Raw genomic sequence first — 17,348 nt, 5'->3', positions numbered from 1 at the left:
CGATCATGCCGATACCTTTTTTTCCTCTTTTTTCTTTTTCACTAGTTTGGCACACCCGATGGCCAACCGCTCCACATCGCCCAAATAAATCTCGATTTTTCTAATATTTTCCTTCGTTTCTGGAATGAACACTTCCTTTAGGGCATTTTTCATCCTTCGGGCCTCGGCCAGTTCTTCCCAAAGCAGTTCTAGATTGCGCTGCTCGATTTCCATCAGGGTACGATTGGTCTTCTGATCACGAATTACTTCCATGGCCGTATCTATCCAAAGGGGCGTGTTGAAAAGATCCACTTCTTGATTTTCAAAAACAAGGTCTTCGAATATTTCAATGGTCACCCCGGCGATTTCCTTTTTTTTCGTAATTACACGGTCCACCTTTGTCATTTCGGACAGGTCAATAGTTTCTTCGGCCATCACCGCTACCCATACTTTTGTCTTCTCATCGGTTTCTGTAATGGCTTGCTTCAATCGGGCAATATTGTTTTCTACGGTCTGTACTACCTCCTTCAGCTTTTGTTCCTTCATTTCAAAAACAGGCAAGGCGGTATGGTATTCCTTAAGTTCCAACTTTAAGGCCGCCAAGGTATTTTTGTTCATCAAAATCTTATCGGCCATGTTCTGTCTTTTTTGTGCTGTTCAAAAAATTGGCAAAGCCCTGTTCTTGGTCAAAGCCCCACCATCGCAGCAGTAGAAGCAATTTCAGTTTGTAAATGACCAAGGCTCCAAAATCGGCATAATGCCCAATGGAAAGTTCCTCGAGCTTGTCCCATTGCCATTTAAGGAGTTGGATTTCCTCTTCCAACGGAGTGCCGGGCACCAAGGGCAACGATGGTTTTTTTGTTGTGGATTCCAATCCATTTTTTCGGGAAATACGCAGTTGTTCGATGTCTCTTTTAAGGGAATACACATATTTTGAAAAAGCGCCTAAGATCTTGTTTTTACTTTTTTGAAAGGCTTCAGCATGAATGGTTGCCAAATCTATCTGTTGAAACAATCGGTAGGCGTTTGCGCTTATAAACTTGCTGGCTTCTTCGTCCAAAATAGTAATAATGTCTTTCCCTAACTCCGATGGATTTGCATATTTTTTTAGGATGGAAAATACCTTGGAACGTTCCTCCGCCGTATCCTGAAAAGACAGGTATGGTAGGCTACTCATCATATATTCCAAGTTTCCCGTAATCATATGTCCGATTCGTTTTTAAGCATGTCGACCCACTTTGGGCTCAGGTGCGCATTTAACAATTCGGCTACTTCTTCTGGCGAAATCTGGTAGCTCCATCCTTGGTCGGTTTTCGTTACAACGAACCCCTTGAGTAAGGTCTTATCCGTGATAATGGAGTCCAAATTGTCCGATTCCTGCAATCGCTTCCTGATTTTTTCGGCCAGCTTCGTTTCCATGTCCTCGGGAAGTTTTAAGACTACCCCGCTGCCCACATTTTCTACTACCTTTAAAATGGCCTTTTCCATGAGGTCTGGGTTGAGGTTGGTCTCCACTTCTTGTTCCAGTGCAGCTTTGAGCAGTTTCAGCAAATCATTACGGACGAAGACGGTAAGATCTCTTGCCGCCTGTTTTAGGGCACCTTCCCCCTTGTTGAGGGTCGCTTGGGCTTCTTTCTCGGCATTGTTTAGAAGCGCTGCTCTTTTTTCTTCCGCATCCTTGACTATTTTATGGGCCCGTTGCTCGGCGTTTTCCACAATTTGATTGGCTTCCTTATCGGCGGCCTCTATAGCTTCCGATTTCAGGGTAGCGATCAATTTATCCAGGGTATTCTCACTCATGGCTCATCTCTTTTAAAATTTTGAACTTCCCTTTTTCTGGCCAATAGTCCTCAATCAGTTTAGTGGACAGCCCTACCTCTTCCTTTTTAAAATGTTGGGCAAGGATGTCCCAGCACAGATCAAGCGCGTCTTCCAATTCCAAATAGCGGAACGGATCCATCAGTTCCCTTTGGAAGGTCTTTCTGTATTCCAGCAATCGCAGGGAATAATCATCCTTGACCGAACCGAATTTTTGGGCCTTTACCCGTTCCTCGGCCTCCGACAGCAATCGTGCCATGGCATTCATGATACTTCTGTGGTCGGGGCGGGTTCTATCGTTCACTTGTTGTTTGAGCCGGCTCAAAGAACCGAACAGCTCCAAATACCCGTCTTTCATGTAGAACTGTCCTTCGGTGATATAGCCTGTATTGTCGGGCACTGGATGGGTCACGTCGTCCATGGTGGTAACCCCAAGAATGGTCAAACTGCCAGCCCCATCGATATCTGCCGCTTTTTCGTAGCGGCTCGCCAATTGGGAATACAAGTCGCCTGGATAGCCCTGATTGGCCGGAATCTGATCTTGGGCATTGGCCACCTGCCGCAGATAATCGGACCATTGGGTCATATCAGATAATAATACGAACACGCTTTTTCCCTGAAGGGCAAAACGTTCCCCAACGGCGAGAGCAAGATCGGGAACCATAAGTCCTTCCACTATGGAATCCCTATGGGTGTGTATGAACATGATGGTCTTGTCCTTGCTGCCTGCATCTTCAATACGTTGTCTAAAATAATGGTACTCGTCATATTTTAGGCCCACCCCGCCAATGATGATAACATCAGCATCCGTCTGGGTAGCGATATTGGCCAACAATCGGTTATAAGGCTCACCGGCCTTGGCGAAAATGGGTATCTTTTGCGAGCGCACCAAAGTGTTGAACACATCGATCATGGGCACACCGGTACGAATCATATCTTTGGGAATAAGTCGTTTTACGGGATTGATGGAAGGCCCCGCCACCCGAACCCTATCGGAAAGTAGTTCGGGACCGCCGTCAATGGGCTGGCCGCTGCCCGAATAGACCCTTCCGAGCATGTCATCGGAAAATCCCACTTGCACAGGTTTTCCCAGAAAACGGATTTTGCAGTTGGTCGAGACCCCAAACCCACCTCCGAACAGCTGTAGGGTCACGTGGTCGCCATCCAAGGCGATGACCTGAGCGAACGCCTTTTGTCCGTTGGGATAAATCACTTCGGCCAATTCCTTGTTATGTACCCCTTGGGCCTTGATACTTAAAATGGCCCGGCCGATACTATCTATATTCTCATACGTTTTTTGGAGCATGTTCGTGCTGTTTAACCAAGTTCACTAGTTTCGTTTTTTGTTTTTCGAAACCATCCTCATTAGGTTTCATATAGTTCCAATCGAGAAAGGCCTGTCTTATAAAGTTGAAGTGGGATCTTATTTCTTCTTTCCCCTTTATGCTCACCGGTGTATCGATGACTTCCTTGACCATATCGAACATCAAGCGCAAGCGATCGGGATCGGTCACGCCGTCCACTTCATCAAAACTATTTTGTTGCAGGAATACCGCATCCAACAGTTCTGACTTTTGGTAACGGATATAAGATTCGTCGGTAATGCCTTTTTCGCCCATTAAAAGGATATTCGATGAGATGGACTTGCCATCGCGAAGCAGTTCCAACAGATAGGCCACTTCTTCTTTTTGTAAGAGTGAAGGATATTTAGAAGTACTGTCAATACGGTCAATAGCTGGGTATTTACGGGCATCGGACAAGACCCTTGAAAGCCCCCAGAATACTCCAGTGCTCAATAGCGTGGCTTGGGTAACGGGTTCATCAAAGTTGCCCCCGGCGGGCGAAACGGTTCCGATAATGCTCAGGGAACCTGTTTTTCCGTCCGATAGCAATTCCACCCCGGCGCGATCGTAAAAGGCCGAAATCAAGGTAGAAATGTACATGGGAAAAGCTTCAGGCCCGGGAATTTCTTCCTTTCGTCCAGAGGTTTCCCTCAAGGCCTGTGCCCAACGAGAGGTGGAATCGGCCAGAATAAGCACGTTCAACCCTTGTTTTCGGTAGTATTCGCCCACTGTGGTGGCCAAATACACTGAAGCCTCGCGCGCCGCGACGGGCATGGACGAGGTGTTCCCCACAATAAAAGTACGGTCCATCAACGATTTTCCCGTTCGTGGATCAATAAGTTCAGGAAAGCTTTTAAACACTTCAACCGCCTCTCCGGCGCGTTCACCACAGGCGGCTATGATCACCACATCTGCCTGAGAGTGCCGAGCCAAACTGTGTTGCAAAACGGTCTTGCCGGCCCCAAAGGGACCGGGATTGCAGGCAGTGCCCCCAAAGGCTATCGGAAAAAGGGCATCGAGGATCCGTATGCCCGTTGGCATGGGATTTTCGGGAACGGAACGCTCATAAAAGGGCATGGGCTTTTTTACCGGCCAATCGAATGCCATTTGTAACTCTTGTGCGTTTCCTGTACTGTCCTCGATGGTGACAATGGTCTGATCTATGGTATAGTCACCTACTGAAACAATATCTATCACGGTATGGCTGCCCTGTATGGAAAAGGGCGCAAAAATGTGGTGTTGAAAGAGTTTCTCCGGTACGTGGCCCAGCACGGCACCACCGGTCACCGTATCACCCTTGCGGACGGTAGGGGTAAAATGCCATTTGATGGTATTATCCAGTGGACTTACTTCAATTCCCCTTTCTAGAAACCATTCTTTTTTGGCCAATTCGTATAGAGGATTTTGGAGTCCATCCGTTACAGAACCCAGAATGCCTGGACCCAATTTTGCGGCCAAGGGCAATCCGGTGAACACCACCGAATCGCCTACCTTCATCCATCCCGTATCCTCAAAAACCTGCAAGTATACTACGCCTCCCTGTTTCACATCGATCACTTCCGATTTTAACCGCTTTCCGTCTTCGATAATAATATAGGCGACTTCTCCATTGATTACAGCTCCATTAATGATTTCAACCCCTACCAACGACTCGTTGACACTAACTACTTTTCCTTTGGTCATATTCACTTTTTTGGTCGTTTCAGCTGCCTCTAAGTTTTCGCACCTCTTCCTCTACCCTGGTGTACCACATCTTATCCTTAATTTCCAAACCCTGTTTGCGATAAAGTTCCGCCTTTAAGGGGTCGTTCAATTTTTCATACACTTTGGCAATGCCAAAATAGGCGGGTACGTGCATATTGTTGATGTTTAGGCAAATCTTGAATTGGCTTATGGCTTCTTCATAAAAACCATCGTTCATCAATTGCATCGCAGTACGGTCCAAGTTTTCGAGATCTTTGATGTCCGTATCCAGTTGTAGTTTAATCACATCCTCAGATTTTAAGGTTAGGAAAGAACAGGGTACTTCTCGAATCACTTTTTCGGTAACGCTTCCCATAAGTAGGCGATTCAGACCGGATCTGCCCGTTGTGCCCATAACCAATAAATCGATCATCTTTCTTGAAATAACACTTAGTATTTCTTCGGCAGGATTTCCTTTAGGGATTTCTTTTGTCCAATTAAGACCTGTTAGGTTGAATTCCTTCAAAAAGGAATCGAATTCCTCCTTATGTAGGATATACCTGAGTTCATTTTCTTTTTCTGTATACTTCTCGGATGCAAACCAAGCTGAACCTTGTAATTCGCACACTCCTAGAATGGTCAATTCCGACTTGAACCTTCGGGCCATGGTAACGGCATTTTTCAGGGCCCGTTTTGAAGCATCGGAAAAATCAACTGGACATAATATGTGGTGCACGTTGAGCAATACGCTCTCTTTGATGACAAAAACGGGCTTCTCACTTTTTTGAATGATGCGTTCGGCAGTGGTGCCTAACCGAAAAGTGTCCCCTTTCTTGGTTTCGCCCGAACCCAGCAGAATTAAATTGGCGTTAACGTCGACGGCCGCCCTTACAATGGCTTCATGTGGACTTCCGACCATCAATAAAGGCTTCTCTGATTCCACGCCCTCGTTCTTCATTAGGGTCTTCGTCTCATCCAATTTGGTCAATGCCGTATCGTTGAGCATTGTTCTGACTTTTTCGTTGACGACATCATCGGGAAGTACATGAATGGGCACGATGGTAGATTGAAATACCTTGGCCAATTCAATGGCACTCGAGATTACATTTTCAGAGGATTTACTAAAATCATGCGCTACTAAAATCTTTTCCAATAGTTTCATTATAAATTATCTTTAGCTATATATTTATACTAAGAACTCAAGACGAGTTCTAATTACGAATCAGGTGTTTCGTTGCTGTCTGATAGTTTCAAAATCGGGTCTTGAAGTATCCATGTACAACAACTCTAAAGCTATTAACCAATTCTTTAGAGAAACTTAAGGAATGAACGGTGTTTTGGATGAATCTTAATTCAGTAGTAATGAGCGTTAGGTAGTTGCTTAATACCAAGCCATATGCGCTTTAAGCAATCATTTTACAAATTACTTCAAGCTTTACCCTTATTCTAAAGTTTTGCTAAAGAATCTGTTTCTAAATTTAGAATGAAACAATAAATACAATCGCTATTATTAAAAAAGGCTTTGGTCTTAAATACATAGCAAAAAGCCCTGACCAATGAAATAGTCATTCACCTTAAATGATTTGAAAATGAATAAAATTCTTGTTCCCGTAGATTTTTCCGATGCGTCCTCGAATGCATTGTCATACGCCATCCAACTTTTTGGGGCATCATCCTTGGAAATAACGATACTGCACATTTATGGAGTTAAGTCGAGTGGTGCCCTAATAATGAAAAACATTGATGGTATTTTGGAAAAAGATGCCAAACAAAAAATGGATGAACTTTTGAAAAACGTTCAAAAAGAATATCCCGATGTAGTCTTTAAACCCAAAATCATAAAAAACTATGCTGTTTCTGCCATTGCCGCAATGGGTGATAGAGGCAATTATGATTTTATTGTTATGGGCACCAAAGGGGCAAGTGGTCTTAAAGAGGTGTTTATGGGAAGTATTGCGGGAGGAGTGGTTTCGAAAACTTCCGCGCCAGTAATCGTGGTTCCAGCGAATCACGCCTATCGACCTCTCGAAAAGATTGTGCTCGCCGTTAGCGGTAGTCCATTCTCCGATGCCAAGGTAATTGAGCCGATGCGAAAAATTGCGACGCTACATCAGAGCAAGATAAAGGTGCTGCACATTGCCGATAAAAAAACGCCCCAAATCGAAAAGGCCTTGAGTGCCATTGAAGATCTGAATCCTTCCGTTGACTATGCCTTCGGCACAGGCAATACCAATAAAGACCTGAACGAATACCTGAAGAAAGATTTTTCCGGATTGGTTTGCCTCATCAGAACCAAAAAAGGATTTATGGACCGTCTATTGAATGAAAGCGTGACCTTGAAACAGACCTTTAACAGCCCTGTACCTTTGCTCATACTTCATGATTAAAGTTTAAATGTTCTTTAGAAAATCCATCATCGCGCTTACGGGTTTGTTCCTCTGCGTCTTTTTGATCGTACACCTTTCTGCGAACAGCATTTTGCTGTTGCCCGAAGAGACGGCCAGGGCATTGTACAATTCGTATTCGACCACGCTGCGGGAAAGTCCGTTGATCAAAATCGTGGCCTATGTGCTGTACTTATCCATCATCCTACATGTAATCTATGCCCTGTTGATTACTTTGAATAACCGAAAGGCAAAGTCTAAACGCTATGCCGTAAACCAGTATACCAAAAACAGTAGCTGGACCTCCCAGAACATGGGGCTTTTGGGCGTGATGATATTATTGTTCATTGTGGTACACCTCGCCAATTTTTGGGCCCGTATCAAATTGGGTATGGGCGAAGGGGTAGGCATGGATGCCAACGGTCATATGGATGTCTATGAAGTGACCTATAGCCTTTTTCAAAATGTGTATTATGTAATTTTCTATACCCTTTTGATGATTCCACTTGGGCTACATCTGAACCATGGCTTAAAAAGTGCGTTTAAGACCTTGGGGTTCTATCATAAAAAGGGACTACGAATCTTGGTCAGGATTTCATTGGTCTATGCGGCCATTATGGCCTTAGGATTTGGTATCATACCCTTCATTGTATTCTTTAAATAATTTGTAAGATGCTCGATTCAAAAATTCCAGAAGGCCCTTTAGAAAACAAATGGCGCAATTATCAAATCAAATCACAACTGATAAATCCCGCCAACAAGAAAAAACTGAACATTATCGTAGTGGGTTCTGGATTGGCAGGTTCCGGTGCCGCCGCTACATTGGCGGAATTGGGGTACGACATTAAGTGCTTCTGTTATCAAGACTCCGCCCGTAGGGCACATTCCGTGGCGGCACAAGGGGGCATTAATGCCGCGAAAAATTACCAGCATGACGGTGACAGTGTATGGCGGATGTTTTATGACACTTTAAAGGGAGGCGATTTTAGGTCGCGTGAGGCCAATGTGTACCGGTTGGCCGAGCTGTCCGCTCCTTTGATCGACCATTATGTGCAACAGGGCGTACCCTTTGCCCGCGAATATGGTGGGGTACTGGTCAATCGTAGTTTTGGCGGCGTACAGGTGCAACGAACCTTTTATGCCCGTGGACAAACAGGCCAACAACTATTGTTGGCCGCCTACTCGCAATTGTACAAAATGAAACGGGCCAAGAAAGTGGAAATGTTTCCCCGCCATGAAATGTTGGATTTGGTCGTAATTGACGGAAATGCGAAGGGCATTATTGTCAGGGATTTGGTGACCGGCCAATTAAAGCGGTTTGCAGCTGATGCCATAGTGTTGGCCACAGGAGGTTACTCAAGGGTATTTCGGCTTTCTACCTTGGCTATTGGCTGCAACGGGACTGCCATCTGGAAAGCCCATAAACAGGGTGCATACTTTGCTGCACCCAGTTTTACGCAGATACACCCGACGGCATTGCCCCAGACGAGCGAGGCGCAATCAAAGCTCACCTTGATGTCTGAATCACTTCGAAATGACGGTCGTATCTGGATACCAAAAAAGAAGGACGATGACCGAACCGCCAATGAAATTCCCGAAGAAGAACGGGACTATTACTTGGAGCGGCGTTATCCCAGTTTTGGAAATCTCGCTCCGCGGGACATCGCCTCAAGGGCCGCCAAAGAACGTATCGATGCCGGTTATGGCGTAGGGCGGCTTAAAAATGCGGTTTATTTGGACTTCAAGCAAGCCATCGAACGCTTTGGGTTGCAGACCATTCAAGATCGGTACGGTAACCTTTTTAAAATGTATAGAAAAATTACAGGGGTAGACGCCTATAAAGAGCCCATGCAGATTTCCCCGGCGGCACACTTCTCTATGGGTGGACTTTGGGTAAATTATGAACTGATGACCACGGTTCCCGGGTTGTACGCTATCGGCGAGTGTAACTTTTCGGACCATGGGGCAAATCGCCTTGGGGCAAATTCCTTGTTGCAGGCCAGTATTGATGGGTATTTCGTGTTGCCCAATACCATCAACAATTATTTGGCAGGGGCATTGAAAGAGGACCATCCCACCACGGAGCATCCGGAGTTCAATAAGGTGCAACAAGAAGTGGAACGGCAAATAGCCAAGTTGCTCTCGGTGAACGGCAGCAAAACGGTAGATCATTTTCACCGCGAATTGGGCAAGGTCATGTGGCAGGAATGTGCCATGAGCAGAAACAAGCAAGGGCTGGAAAAGGCGATTGCTCAGATTCGAGAACTACGGAAGGCCTTTTGGAACGAAGTCAAGGTAACCGGGAGTGACAAAGAAATGAACACCGAGTTGGAAAAGGCACTGCGCTTGGCAGATTTTATAGAGTTGGCCCTACTCATGTGCACGGATGCCCTACAACGCGAAGAGTCATGCGGAGCCCATTTTAGGGAAGAATACCAAACCGAGGAGGGCGAGGCAAGGCGCATCGATGATACATTTTCGTTTGTGTCGGCTTGGGAGTACGACAACGGACATTTTAAGCTTCACAAAGAAGTATTGGAGTTCGAAAATGTGAAACCCACGGTTCGAAGCTATAAATAGCTTTACAGCATCTTGACGAATCTATGTCAAAACCGAAACAAAAATATGAAGGTAACATTCAAAATTTGGAGACAGGACAACGTAAATTCTAAGGGTGGTTTTAAGTCGTATGAGGTAGATGGGCTCACGGAAGACATGTCGTTTTTGGAAGCCCTGGACCACCTCAACGAACGCTTGGTACAACGTGATGAGAAAGTCATTGCCTACGAGTATGATTGCCGGGAAGGTGTCTGTGGGCAGTGTGGTGTGTTTATCAATGGACGGGCACACGGCCCTCATGATCATATGACCACCTGCCAACTGCACATGCGAAGTTTTAAAGATGGGGAGACCGTGGTCGTGGAACCCTGGAGGGCAACGGCATTTCCAGTGATCAAAGACTTGGTGGTAGACCGTTCCGCCTTTGACAGAATCATTGAACAGGGCGGTTATATCAGTTCCAAAACAGGAACCGCAGCAGAAGCCAATGCCATTCTTGTCGGAAAAGAAGTAGCGGACAAGGCGATGGATGCAGCGGCCTGTATTGGCTGTGGCGCTTGTGTGGCTACCTGTAAAAATGCCTCGGCCGTACTCTTTACCGCGGCAAAAATCAATCATTTGAACAGTTTGCCACAAGGCCGACAAGAAGCCGACAAAAGAGTTATTGAAATGACCGGGCAAATGGAGCTTGAAGGATTTGGAAGCTGCACGTTTACAGGTGCTTGTGAAGTGGAATGTCCGGAAGGCATATCCATAACCAATATCGCAGAGATGAACGCAAGACGGGCGAAGGCTAAATGGTTGGGTTAGCAGAATAGCAAGACCAACACTTATGAAAAAAGGGATTTACCCGCATTAAATATTATTAATTTTTAAACAGATAACAAAAATGAAACAAACAATTATCAAATTAATAAGAAACAGATAGAAAATACCCCTATTAATTGACTGCCATTAGTCCAATAGGACGAACGTTCTATAGCACCAAACCCCAATTTAGAATGTTATAAATACTCCAAATTGCTAATGAAAAAATTGGGATAGAAGTGAATCATATAAAAACATTTAACATTGATACTATTAAAGAAAATTTTAGTAAAACACCTGTTGATATTGGCATCATAACCGTGTCGGCTGACCAGACGCAAAAAGTAGCGGACATATTAATTGAATGTGGCATAAAAGCAATATGGAACTTCTCCACGATGCCCATATCGGCACAAGATAATATAATAATAGAAAATACAAGTATTGATTCGAGTTTAGCGATGATAAAATGGAAATTGAATAAAAATAGATCCCTTATCTATAAAAATAGAACACAATAAATATTAACTGTATTAAAACAAGAAATTATGAGACTACTAGAAAAAATATTACTAGCAACAGATTTTAGTAAATCATCACATAAAACCTTGAAAAGTGCAATAGCTTTAGCAAAGGCCTTTCAATCAAAAATTATTCTTATACATGTATTGCCCAACAATATTAAAAACGAAAAAGTAAGGATATTACTTAACGGTGCAGCAATAAAGAAGTTGGATATAATACATCAGAAGATTATAAAAGAAGGTGTAAAAACAGCAAAACCTATTCTGGAATATGGGAATCACTTTGAGAACATTATTCAAACGGCAGATAGTAATAATGTTAATATGATACTTATTGGAGCTGGTGAGAAATTAAAAAGTGATGTTTTTCAATTAGGTACTACTGCTGCAAAAATCATTAGGCTAAGTAATAAGCCAGTATGGGTTATAAAAAACGAAAACAATTTAAATGTGAGAAATATATTATGCCCTATTGATTTTTCTAAAGAATCAAAACGTGCATTAAAAAATGCAATTAACATGGCACGCAGAATTAAAGCAGAGTTGATTGTTTTTAGTGTTTACGAGGTACATAATTTGGAACCGCCAAACGATAGGTTAAATTGGGATCAGGATAATGAACTTGTACTTTCAGCACATAAAAATGAATTTAATTTGTTTTTAAAGAATTTTGACTTAACTGATCTTAGTTGGAAAAAAGAGATACAGATAGGTGATCCGGCCGTAGAGATACTCAAAGCGTTAAAAAGGTATAAATCCGATTTGCTAATTATAGGCACAACGGGTAAATCAGGTTTAACGAGGATTTTGATGGGCAGTGTAACCGAAAAAGTGATTCGAGAAGTACCTTGTTCATTTATTACTTTAAAATCAGAAGATTTTATAAACCTTAAATTGGAAACAAGAATTCGTGATATTCAAAAACATTAAGATATTGCCAATCAACAAATGAAAGATGGTTTTTTTGACAAAAGTCATATTATATATTTATTTTAAAAACTAATTTTACCAATTGAAGATTATGTAATTTAATCATGGAGGGACTTAATGTAAATAGCTTAAAATCGCGAAGTAAGAATTTTGTGAAGCATGAAGGCGTCGTTTCAAAAATAACGAACGACGTTGTAACGATATCATTAAAAGGAAATATGAATTGTGAAGCCTGTAAGGCAAAAGCAGCTTGTGGTGTTTCAGAATCCAATTCAAAAGAAATAGAAGTTTCAAACTCGACACAATCCCTAAAATTAAATGAAAATGTAGAAGTTCTTTTGAAGAAAAACTTAGGACTAAAAGCGGTTTTTTGGGCTTATGTATTTCCATTTATTTTAATGCTAACTGTTTTGCTTATCACTTCTACTCTATTTGAAGAGTGGATTGCAGGCTTGTTATCAATTGCCGTATTATTACCGTATTATTTAATGCTTTATGTTTTGAGAAGTACGTTTAAAAAAGCTTTTAGGCTTTCAATTTTAAAAATGGCTTAATATGATTTATTCAATTCTTTATAGCGCAATGCTTTTATCTTCAATAGGAATAGTTGCTGCAGTTATTTTGTTTGTGGTTTCCAAGAAATTCTATGTTTATGAAGACCCATTAATTGCTGAAGTAGATGAAGTTCTACCTGCTGCCAATTGTGGTGGTTGTGGTTCTCCTGGCTGTAAAGCTTTTGCAGGGAAATTGGTAAACTCTGATGATATTTCAGATCTATTCTGTCCTGTTGGTGGAAATGAGGTGATGAAGCAAGTTTCTGAAATTTTAGGTAAAGAAGTTGCCGAAAAAGACCCAACTGTTGCTGTATTACGTTGCCAAGGTGGTTGCGACGTTCGTCCAAAAACCACCATTTATCAAGGTCCAAGAACTTGTGCCATATCAGCCATGGTTTATGGTGGAGAAACAGATTGTCAATATGGATGTTTAGGTGATGGTGATTGCGTCGCAGTTTGTGATTTTGATGCCATGTACATGGATGAAAGTACAGGCTTACCTGTAATCATAACTGATAAGTGTACTTCTTGTGGTGCTTGTGTAAAAGCGTGTCCGAGAGAAATTATAGAAATGCGTCCACGAAATAAACGTGACCTTAAAATATTTGTAGGTTGTTTAAATGAAGATAAAGGAGGAATCGCCAAGAGAGCCTGTGATGTTGCTTGTATTGGCTGTTCTAAATGTGAGGATATTTGCCCTAAAGATGCTGTTATAATGACTGATAATTTGGCTTATATCGATCCTGTAGCATGTACACTGTGTAGAAAATGTGTAGAGGTTTGTCCGACACACTCTATTATAGAAACCAATTTCCCTCCAAAAAAGGTCAAAAAGCCTAAAGAAGAAAAAGTAGCTGTGGTTAAAGAAAGTGTTGAATCTGTAAATCCTAAAACTGATGCTTAAAACATTTCCAAAAGGTGGTATTCATCCTGCAGAAAACAAGATAACCTCTTCAAAAGAGATTAAAAGGATGCCAATACCAAAGGTTGTTTATGTGCCTATTGCCCAACATATTGGAATTCCTTCAGAAATAATTGTAGATAGAAAAGATAAAGTTGAAATTGGTCAGGTTGTTGCAAAATCTGGTGGATTTGTATCTTCCAACATACATTCTCCTGTTGCAGGAACAGTGACCAAGCTAGATATGATAGTTGATACAAGTGGTTACAAAAAACAATGTATTGTTATTAGAACCGATCAAAAAAACGAATCGAATTTTGAAGAACCAGATTTTCCTCTAAAAAAGGAAATAACCATGGACCAAAAGGATATTCTGCAACGTATTACCGATTCTGGTATTGTTGGTTTGGGTGGAGCGACTTTTCCATCTCATGTTAAGTTAGATCTTAAAAATGATAATCATGTAGATCGTCTTATTATTAATGGTGTTGAATGTGAACCTTATCTAACTGCAGACCATAGACTAATGCTTGAAAAAGCAGATGAAATCATTGTTGGCATTCAAATATTAATGCATGCCTTACACATTCAAGAAGCAGTCATTGGAATTGAAAACAATAAAAAAGATGCCGTTGAGGCTTTAAAAAAAGCTACTCAAGTTGATAAAAGAATTAAAGTAGCAGCACTTCAGGTTAAATATCCTCAAGGAAGTGAAAAACAACTTATAAAAGCCATTTTAAAACGAGAGGTTCCTAAAGGTGGATTACCCATGGATGTTGGTGTAATCGTGCATAATGTAGGAACTATTTTCGCAATTTATCAAGCTGTACAATACGATCGACCATTAATTGAAAGAGTTGTAACCGTTACAGGCAAAAAAATAGAAAACGCTTCTAACTTTTGGGTAAAAATTGGTACTCCAATAAAAGATTTAGTTGAAGAAGTTGGTGGCTTACCAGAAGGAACCCGAAAAATAGTAAATGGTGGACCAATGATGGGAAAGGCCATAAAAAATACAGATGTTCCTGTTACTAAGGGAACCTCAGGGATATTAATCATATCTGAAGATGAAGCCAGCAGACAAGAAGCTAAAAACTGTATTCGATGCGGACAATGCGTCTTCGTTTGCCCAATGGGATTAGAACCCCATCTACTAATGAATCTATCAGAAAAAGGTTTATACGAACGAGCAGCATCAGAAGATGTTATGACTTGTATAGAATGTGGCTCGTGCAGTTATGTTTGTCCTTCTCACAGACCTTTATTAGACTACATCAGATTTGGAAAAAGTATTGTTAAAAAGTTAAACACTTCAAAAAACTAATATGGCTGATCCAATTATAATTTCAGCCTCACCACACGTACATTCAGCCAGGACATCAAAAAAATTAATGTATGATGTGTTTTATGCACTAATCCCAGCCTTTTTAGTATCGATATATGTATTTGGAATTGGCGCACTCATTGTAACTTCTGTTGCAGTTATTTCGTGTATTGTATTTGAGTATCTCATTCAAAAATATCTTTTAAAAACAGAAATCACCATAACCGATGGCTCTGCTCTAATAACAGGTATTTTACTAGCATTCAACTTACCATCCAGCTTACCAATCTGGATGATTATTGTTGGTAGTTTAATTGCTATTGGTGTTGCGAAACTATCCTTTGGAGGTTTAGGTTACAACATTTTTAATCCAGCTTTGGTTGGTCGTGTATTTTTATTGGTTTGTTTTCCAGTACAAATGACCTCATGGCCTATTGCTGTTGTTAATAACACCACAATTGTGGATGCTGTTACAGGAGCAACTCCATTAGGACTTATTAAAGAAGGATTGATGTATGGAGAAACCATGACACAGTTGAGTGCCAAAATCCCATCTACAATGGAATTACTATTGGGAATTACAGGAGGTTCCATAGGTGAAATGTCAGCATTAGCTTTATTAATTGGAGGAATCTTTTTAATAGTAAGAAAAGTAATTACTTGGCACATTCCGGTTACGATGTTAGTAACTATGGCTGTCATGACTGGTATTTTCTGGTTGGTAAATCCAGAACAATATGCAAATCCGTTGATTCATATTTTATCTGGTGGAGCCATTTTAGGAGCCTTTTATATGGCTACCGATTTAGTGACCAGTCCTATGACCAAAAAAGGCATGATTATATTCGCTATTGGGATTGGAATCATTACGGTAGTCATCAGATTATTTGGAGCCTATCCTGAAGGTGTCTCATTTGCAATAATAATTATGAATGCCTTTGTACCACTTATCAACACTTATTTTAAACCAAGACGATTTGGAAACAAAATCAAATCAAAAATCATATGATAATGAGTAAAAAGGAATCGACTTTTTTGAATATGACCATTGCACTTTTTGTAATAACAATTGTTGCAGGTGTTTCTCTTGGTTTTATAAATGATATCACCAAAGGTCCAAAAGCAAAAGCAAAACTGGAGCGTAAAGTGAACGCATTAAAACAGGTTTTAGCAGAATTTAATAATAATCCTGTTGAAGATGTTAAACTGATAAAATCTGATAAAGCCAAAGACAGCATTGAAATTTATGCTGGAACAATGAATGACAAACCCATTGGCTCTGCTGTTATTGGTTCTTCTGAAAAGGGTTATAGTGGATTGGTAAAAATAATGGTAGGATTTAATCCTGATGAAAGCATCAAGAATATTGTAGTGCTTGAACAGAGAGAAACTCCTGGTTTGGGAACTAAAATGAAGGAAGAAAAATTCATGAGACAATTCAGAGGTAAAAAACCATCAGAATTTAATTTAAAACCTAAAAAAGATGGGGGTGATGTAGATGCCTTAACGGGAGCAACTATTTCGACTCGTGCTTTTGGTGAGGCTACACAAATGGCTTACGATGTATTTGTTGAAACCAACCCATCTAAAAAGTAGATATCATGGCAGAGAAAATTAGTCAAAAAGAAAACTTTTTTAAAGGTATCATAAAGGATAATCCTGTTTTTGTAATGCTTTTAGGTATGTGTCCAACTTTGGGTGTAACCTCATCTGCATTTAATGGATTTGGAATGGGGATCGCAACGCTTTTTGTGTTGTTGATGTCCAACATAGTAATATCCTTGATTAAGTCACAAATACCAAATAAAGTTAGAATTCCTGCATTTATCATCATTATCGCATCATTCGTTACGATTGTGGAGATGGTTTTAGAAGCCTACATACCTTTCTTGTTTGAACAATTGGGAATCTTTATCCCTTTGATTGTTGTAAACTGTTTGATTTTAGGTAGAGCTGAAGCTTTTGCCTCAAAAAACAATTTAATGTCATCTATAATTGATGCACTAGGAATGGGAATTGGATTTACAATCGCCTTAACATTATTAGGAGCAGTACGAGAAATTTTAGGTAGCGGAAGTATTTTCGATTGGAGATTTGTATCAGAAGATACCAATACTTTATTGCTATTTATTTTGCCTCCAGGCGCTTTTATAGCCTTGGCATATTTATCGGTATTGTTCAATAAAGTATCTAAAACAAACTAAAAATGGAATATATTTTAATACTTATAGCAGCTGTTTTTGTAAACAACATTGTACTATCCCAGTTTTTAGGAATTTGTCCGTTTTTAGGTGTTTCCAACAAAGTATCAACATCTGTTGGTATGTCTGGAGCAGTGTTGTTTGTTATGACCATTGCGACACTTGCAACTTATTTATTACACCAGTTTGTATTGGTTCCTTCAGGGTTGGATTATCTGCGAACCATCACCTTTATTTTGATAATTGCCTCATTGGTACAAATGGTTGAAATTATCCTTAAAAAAGTAAGTCCACCACTCTACCAAGCATTAGGTGTTTTCTTGCCATTAATAACAACAAAT

Annotated in this window: 19 protein-coding genes; 13 read left to right on the top strand and 6 right to left on the bottom strand. The window is 41.0% G+C overall.

The features are described from left to right. Positions 1-3 precede the first annotated feature (3 nt). Genes WBM60_RS08640 through WBM60_RS08615 form a run of 6 tightly spaced genes read right to left on the bottom strand, consistent with a single transcriptional unit; the run spans position 4 to position 5,985 of the window. Complete coding sequence (locus tag WBM60_RS08640) at positions 4-615, bottom strand: V-type ATP synthase subunit D (protein WP_424282969.1); 612 nt, start codon at positions 613-615, stop codon at positions 4-6. Beyond that, a complete protein-coding gene (locus WBM60_RS08635) occupies positions 605-1,183 on the bottom strand; it encodes a hypothetical protein (RefSeq protein ID WP_424282968.1) in 579 nt (192 codons plus the stop codon). The genes WBM60_RS08640 and WBM60_RS08635 overlap by 11 nt, the downstream gene beginning before the upstream one ends. Beyond that, complete coding sequence (locus WBM60_RS08630; protein ID WP_424282967.1) at positions 1,180-1,779, bottom strand: hypothetical protein; 600 nt, start codon at positions 1,777-1,779, stop codon at positions 1,180-1,182. Before WBM60_RS08630 ends, WBM60_RS08635 begins: the two co-directional genes overlap by 4 nt. After that, on the bottom strand, positions 1,772-3,103 hold the full coding sequence (locus WBM60_RS08625) for a V-type ATP synthase subunit B (protein ID WP_424282965.1): 1,332 nt from the start codon (positions 3,101-3,103) through the stop codon (positions 1,772-1,774). Before WBM60_RS08625 ends, WBM60_RS08630 begins: the two co-directional genes overlap by 8 nt. Next, entirely contained in the window at positions 3,084-4,823 is a 1,740-nt protein-coding gene (locus WBM60_RS08620; protein ID WP_424282964.1) for a V-type ATP synthase subunit A, read from the bottom strand. Before WBM60_RS08620 ends, WBM60_RS08625 begins: the two co-directional genes overlap by 20 nt. Positions 4,824-4,842: 19 nt before the next feature. Further along, entirely contained in the window at positions 4,843-5,985 is a 1,143-nt protein-coding gene (locus tag WBM60_RS08615) for a universal stress protein (protein ID WP_424259636.1), read from the bottom strand. A gap of 427 nt (positions 5,986-6,412) precedes the next feature. Here WBM60_RS08615 and WBM60_RS08610 point away from each other — a divergent pair, with 427 nt between their 5' ends. From WBM60_RS08610 to WBM60_RS08550, 13 genes are all read left to right on the top strand, one after another. Beyond that, on the top strand, positions 6,413-7,210 hold the full coding sequence (locus tag WBM60_RS08610) for a universal stress protein (protein WP_424282963.1): 798 nt from the start codon (positions 6,413-6,415) through the stop codon (positions 7,208-7,210). Positions 7,211-7,217: 7 nt separating this feature from the next. After that, positions 7,218-7,871 (top strand): succinate dehydrogenase cytochrome b subunit, encoded by a 654-nt coding sequence (locus tag WBM60_RS08605; RefSeq protein ID WP_424259638.1) that lies wholly within the window; start codon positions 7,218-7,220, stop codon positions 7,869-7,871. Positions 7,872-7,879: 8 nt separating this feature from the next. Further along, complete coding sequence (locus tag WBM60_RS08600; RefSeq protein ID WP_424259639.1) at positions 7,880-9,787, top strand: fumarate reductase/succinate dehydrogenase flavoprotein subunit; 1,908 nt, start codon at positions 7,880-7,882, stop codon at positions 9,785-9,787. A gap of 45 nt (positions 9,788-9,832) precedes the next feature. Continuing rightward, entirely contained in the window at positions 9,833-10,576 is a 744-nt protein-coding gene (locus WBM60_RS08595; protein ID WP_424259640.1) for a succinate dehydrogenase/fumarate reductase iron-sulfur subunit, read from the top strand. A gap of 200 nt (positions 10,577-10,776) precedes the next feature. Next, positions 10,777-11,094: a hypothetical protein gene (locus WBM60_RS08590; RefSeq protein ID WP_424276959.1), complete on the top strand. Its 318-nt coding sequence runs from the start codon at positions 10,777-10,779 to the stop codon at positions 11,092-11,094. A 27-nt stretch (positions 11,095-11,121) separates the two neighbouring features. Next, positions 11,122-12,027 carry a universal stress protein gene (locus WBM60_RS08585; protein ID WP_424259641.1) on the top strand — a complete coding sequence of 302 codons (906 nt, stop codon included), beginning with the start codon at positions 11,122-11,124 and terminating at the stop codon, positions 12,025-12,027. Between the two features lie 104 nt (positions 12,028-12,131). Further along, on the top strand, positions 12,132-12,581 hold the full coding sequence (locus WBM60_RS08580; RefSeq protein WP_424276955.1) for a SoxR reducing system RseC family protein: 450 nt from the start codon (positions 12,132-12,134) through the stop codon (positions 12,579-12,581). Position 12,582: 1 nt separating this feature from the next. Beyond that, a complete protein-coding gene (locus tag WBM60_RS08575) occupies positions 12,583-13,485 on the top strand; it encodes a Fe-S cluster domain-containing protein (protein WP_424259643.1) in 903 nt (300 codons plus the stop codon). Further along, the gene (gene rsxC / locus WBM60_RS08570; RefSeq protein ID WP_424259644.1) at positions 13,478-14,806 is read left to right on the top strand and encodes an electron transport complex subunit RsxC; all 1,329 of its coding nucleotides are present in this window, start codon (positions 13,478-13,480) and stop codon (positions 14,804-14,806) included. The genes WBM60_RS08575 and rsxC overlap by 8 nt, the downstream gene beginning before the upstream one ends. 1 nt (position 14,807) lies before the next feature. Beyond that, entirely contained in the window at positions 14,808-15,815 is a 1,008-nt protein-coding gene (locus WBM60_RS08565; RefSeq protein ID WP_424259645.1) for an RnfABCDGE type electron transport complex subunit D, read from the top strand. 2 nt (positions 15,816-15,817) lie between these two features. After that, positions 15,818-16,402, top strand: a complete 585-nt coding sequence (locus tag WBM60_RS08560) for an RnfABCDGE type electron transport complex subunit G (RefSeq protein WP_424259646.1) — start codon at positions 15,818-15,820, stop codon at positions 16,400-16,402. Positions 16,403-16,407: 5 nt separating this feature from the next. Further along, positions 16,408-17,010 carry an RnfABCDGE type electron transport complex subunit E gene (locus WBM60_RS08555; protein WP_424259647.1) on the top strand — a complete coding sequence of 201 codons (603 nt, stop codon included), beginning with the start codon at positions 16,408-16,410 and terminating at the stop codon, positions 17,008-17,010. Positions 17,011-17,012: 2 nt separating this feature from the next. Next, on the top strand, positions 17,013-17,348 hold a 336-nt coding region (locus tag WBM60_RS08550), incomplete at its 3' end, for an electron transport complex protein RnfA (RefSeq protein ID WP_424282962.1).

Origin of the sequence: Eudoraea sp. (assembly GCF_049669105.1) — a bacterium.
GTDB lineage: Bacteria > Bacteroidota > Bacteroidia > Flavobacteriales > Flavobacteriaceae > Eudoraea.
The sequence above is the reverse complement of the archived record's forward strand: the minus strand, read 5'-3'. Positions and strand labels throughout refer to the sequence as shown.

What these genes read in the sequence shown, in the direction of transcription:
- WBM60_RS08555 (WP_424259647.1), top strand. Translation starts at nt 16,408, where the DNA reads ATGGCAGAGAAAATTAGTCAAAAAGAAAACTTTTTTAAAGGTATCATA.
- rsxC (WP_424259644.1), top strand. Translation starts at nt 13,478, where the DNA reads ATGCTTAAAACATTTCCAAAAGGTGGTATTCATCCTGCAGAAAACAAG.
- WBM60_RS08620 (WP_424282964.1), bottom strand. Translation starts at nt 4,823, where the DNA reads ATGACCAAAGGAAAAGTAGTTAGTGTCAACGAGTCGTTGGTAGGGGTT.
- WBM60_RS08585 (WP_424259641.1), top strand. Translation starts at nt 11,122, where the DNA reads ATGAGACTACTAGAAAAAATATTACTAGCAACAGATTTTAGTAAATCA.
- WBM60_RS08575 (WP_424259643.1), top strand. Translation starts at nt 12,583, where the DNA reads ATGATTTATTCAATTCTTTATAGCGCAATGCTTTTATCTTCAATAGGA.
- WBM60_RS08615 (WP_424259636.1), bottom strand. Translation starts at nt 5,985, where the DNA reads ATGAAACTATTGGAAAAGATTTTAGTAGCGCATGATTTTAGTAAATCC.
- WBM60_RS08630 (WP_424282967.1), bottom strand. Translation starts at nt 1,779, where the DNA reads ATGAGTGAGAATACCCTGGATAAATTGATCGCTACCCTGAAATCGGAA.
- WBM60_RS08610 (WP_424282963.1), top strand. Translation starts at nt 6,413, where the DNA reads ATGAATAAAATTCTTGTTCCCGTAGATTTTTCCGATGCGTCCTCGAAT.
- WBM60_RS08635 (WP_424282968.1), bottom strand. Translation starts at nt 1,183, where the DNA reads ATGATTACGGGAAACTTGGAATATATGATGAGTAGCCTACCATACCTG.
- WBM60_RS08600 (WP_424259639.1), top strand. Translation starts at nt 7,880, where the DNA reads ATGCTCGATTCAAAAATTCCAGAAGGCCCTTTAGAAAACAAATGGCGC.
- WBM60_RS08565 (WP_424259645.1), top strand. Translation starts at nt 14,808, where the DNA reads ATGGCTGATCCAATTATAATTTCAGCCTCACCACACGTACATTCAGCC.
- WBM60_RS08640 (WP_424282969.1), bottom strand. Translation starts at nt 615, where the DNA reads ATGGCCGATAAGATTTTGATGAACAAAAATACCTTGGCGGCCTTAAAG.
- WBM60_RS08580 (WP_424276955.1), top strand. Translation starts at nt 12,132, where the DNA reads ATGGAGGGACTTAATGTAAATAGCTTAAAATCGCGAAGTAAGAATTTT.
- WBM60_RS08605 (WP_424259638.1), top strand. Translation starts at nt 7,218, where the DNA reads ATGTTCTTTAGAAAATCCATCATCGCGCTTACGGGTTTGTTCCTCTGC.
- WBM60_RS08625 (WP_424282965.1), bottom strand. Translation starts at nt 3,103, where the DNA reads ATGCTCCAAAAAACGTATGAGAATATAGATAGTATCGGCCGGGCCATT.
- WBM60_RS08560 (WP_424259646.1), top strand. Translation starts at nt 15,818, where the DNA reads ATGAGTAAAAAGGAATCGACTTTTTTGAATATGACCATTGCACTTTTT.
- WBM60_RS08595 (WP_424259640.1), top strand. Translation starts at nt 9,833, where the DNA reads ATGAAGGTAACATTCAAAATTTGGAGACAGGACAACGTAAATTCTAAG.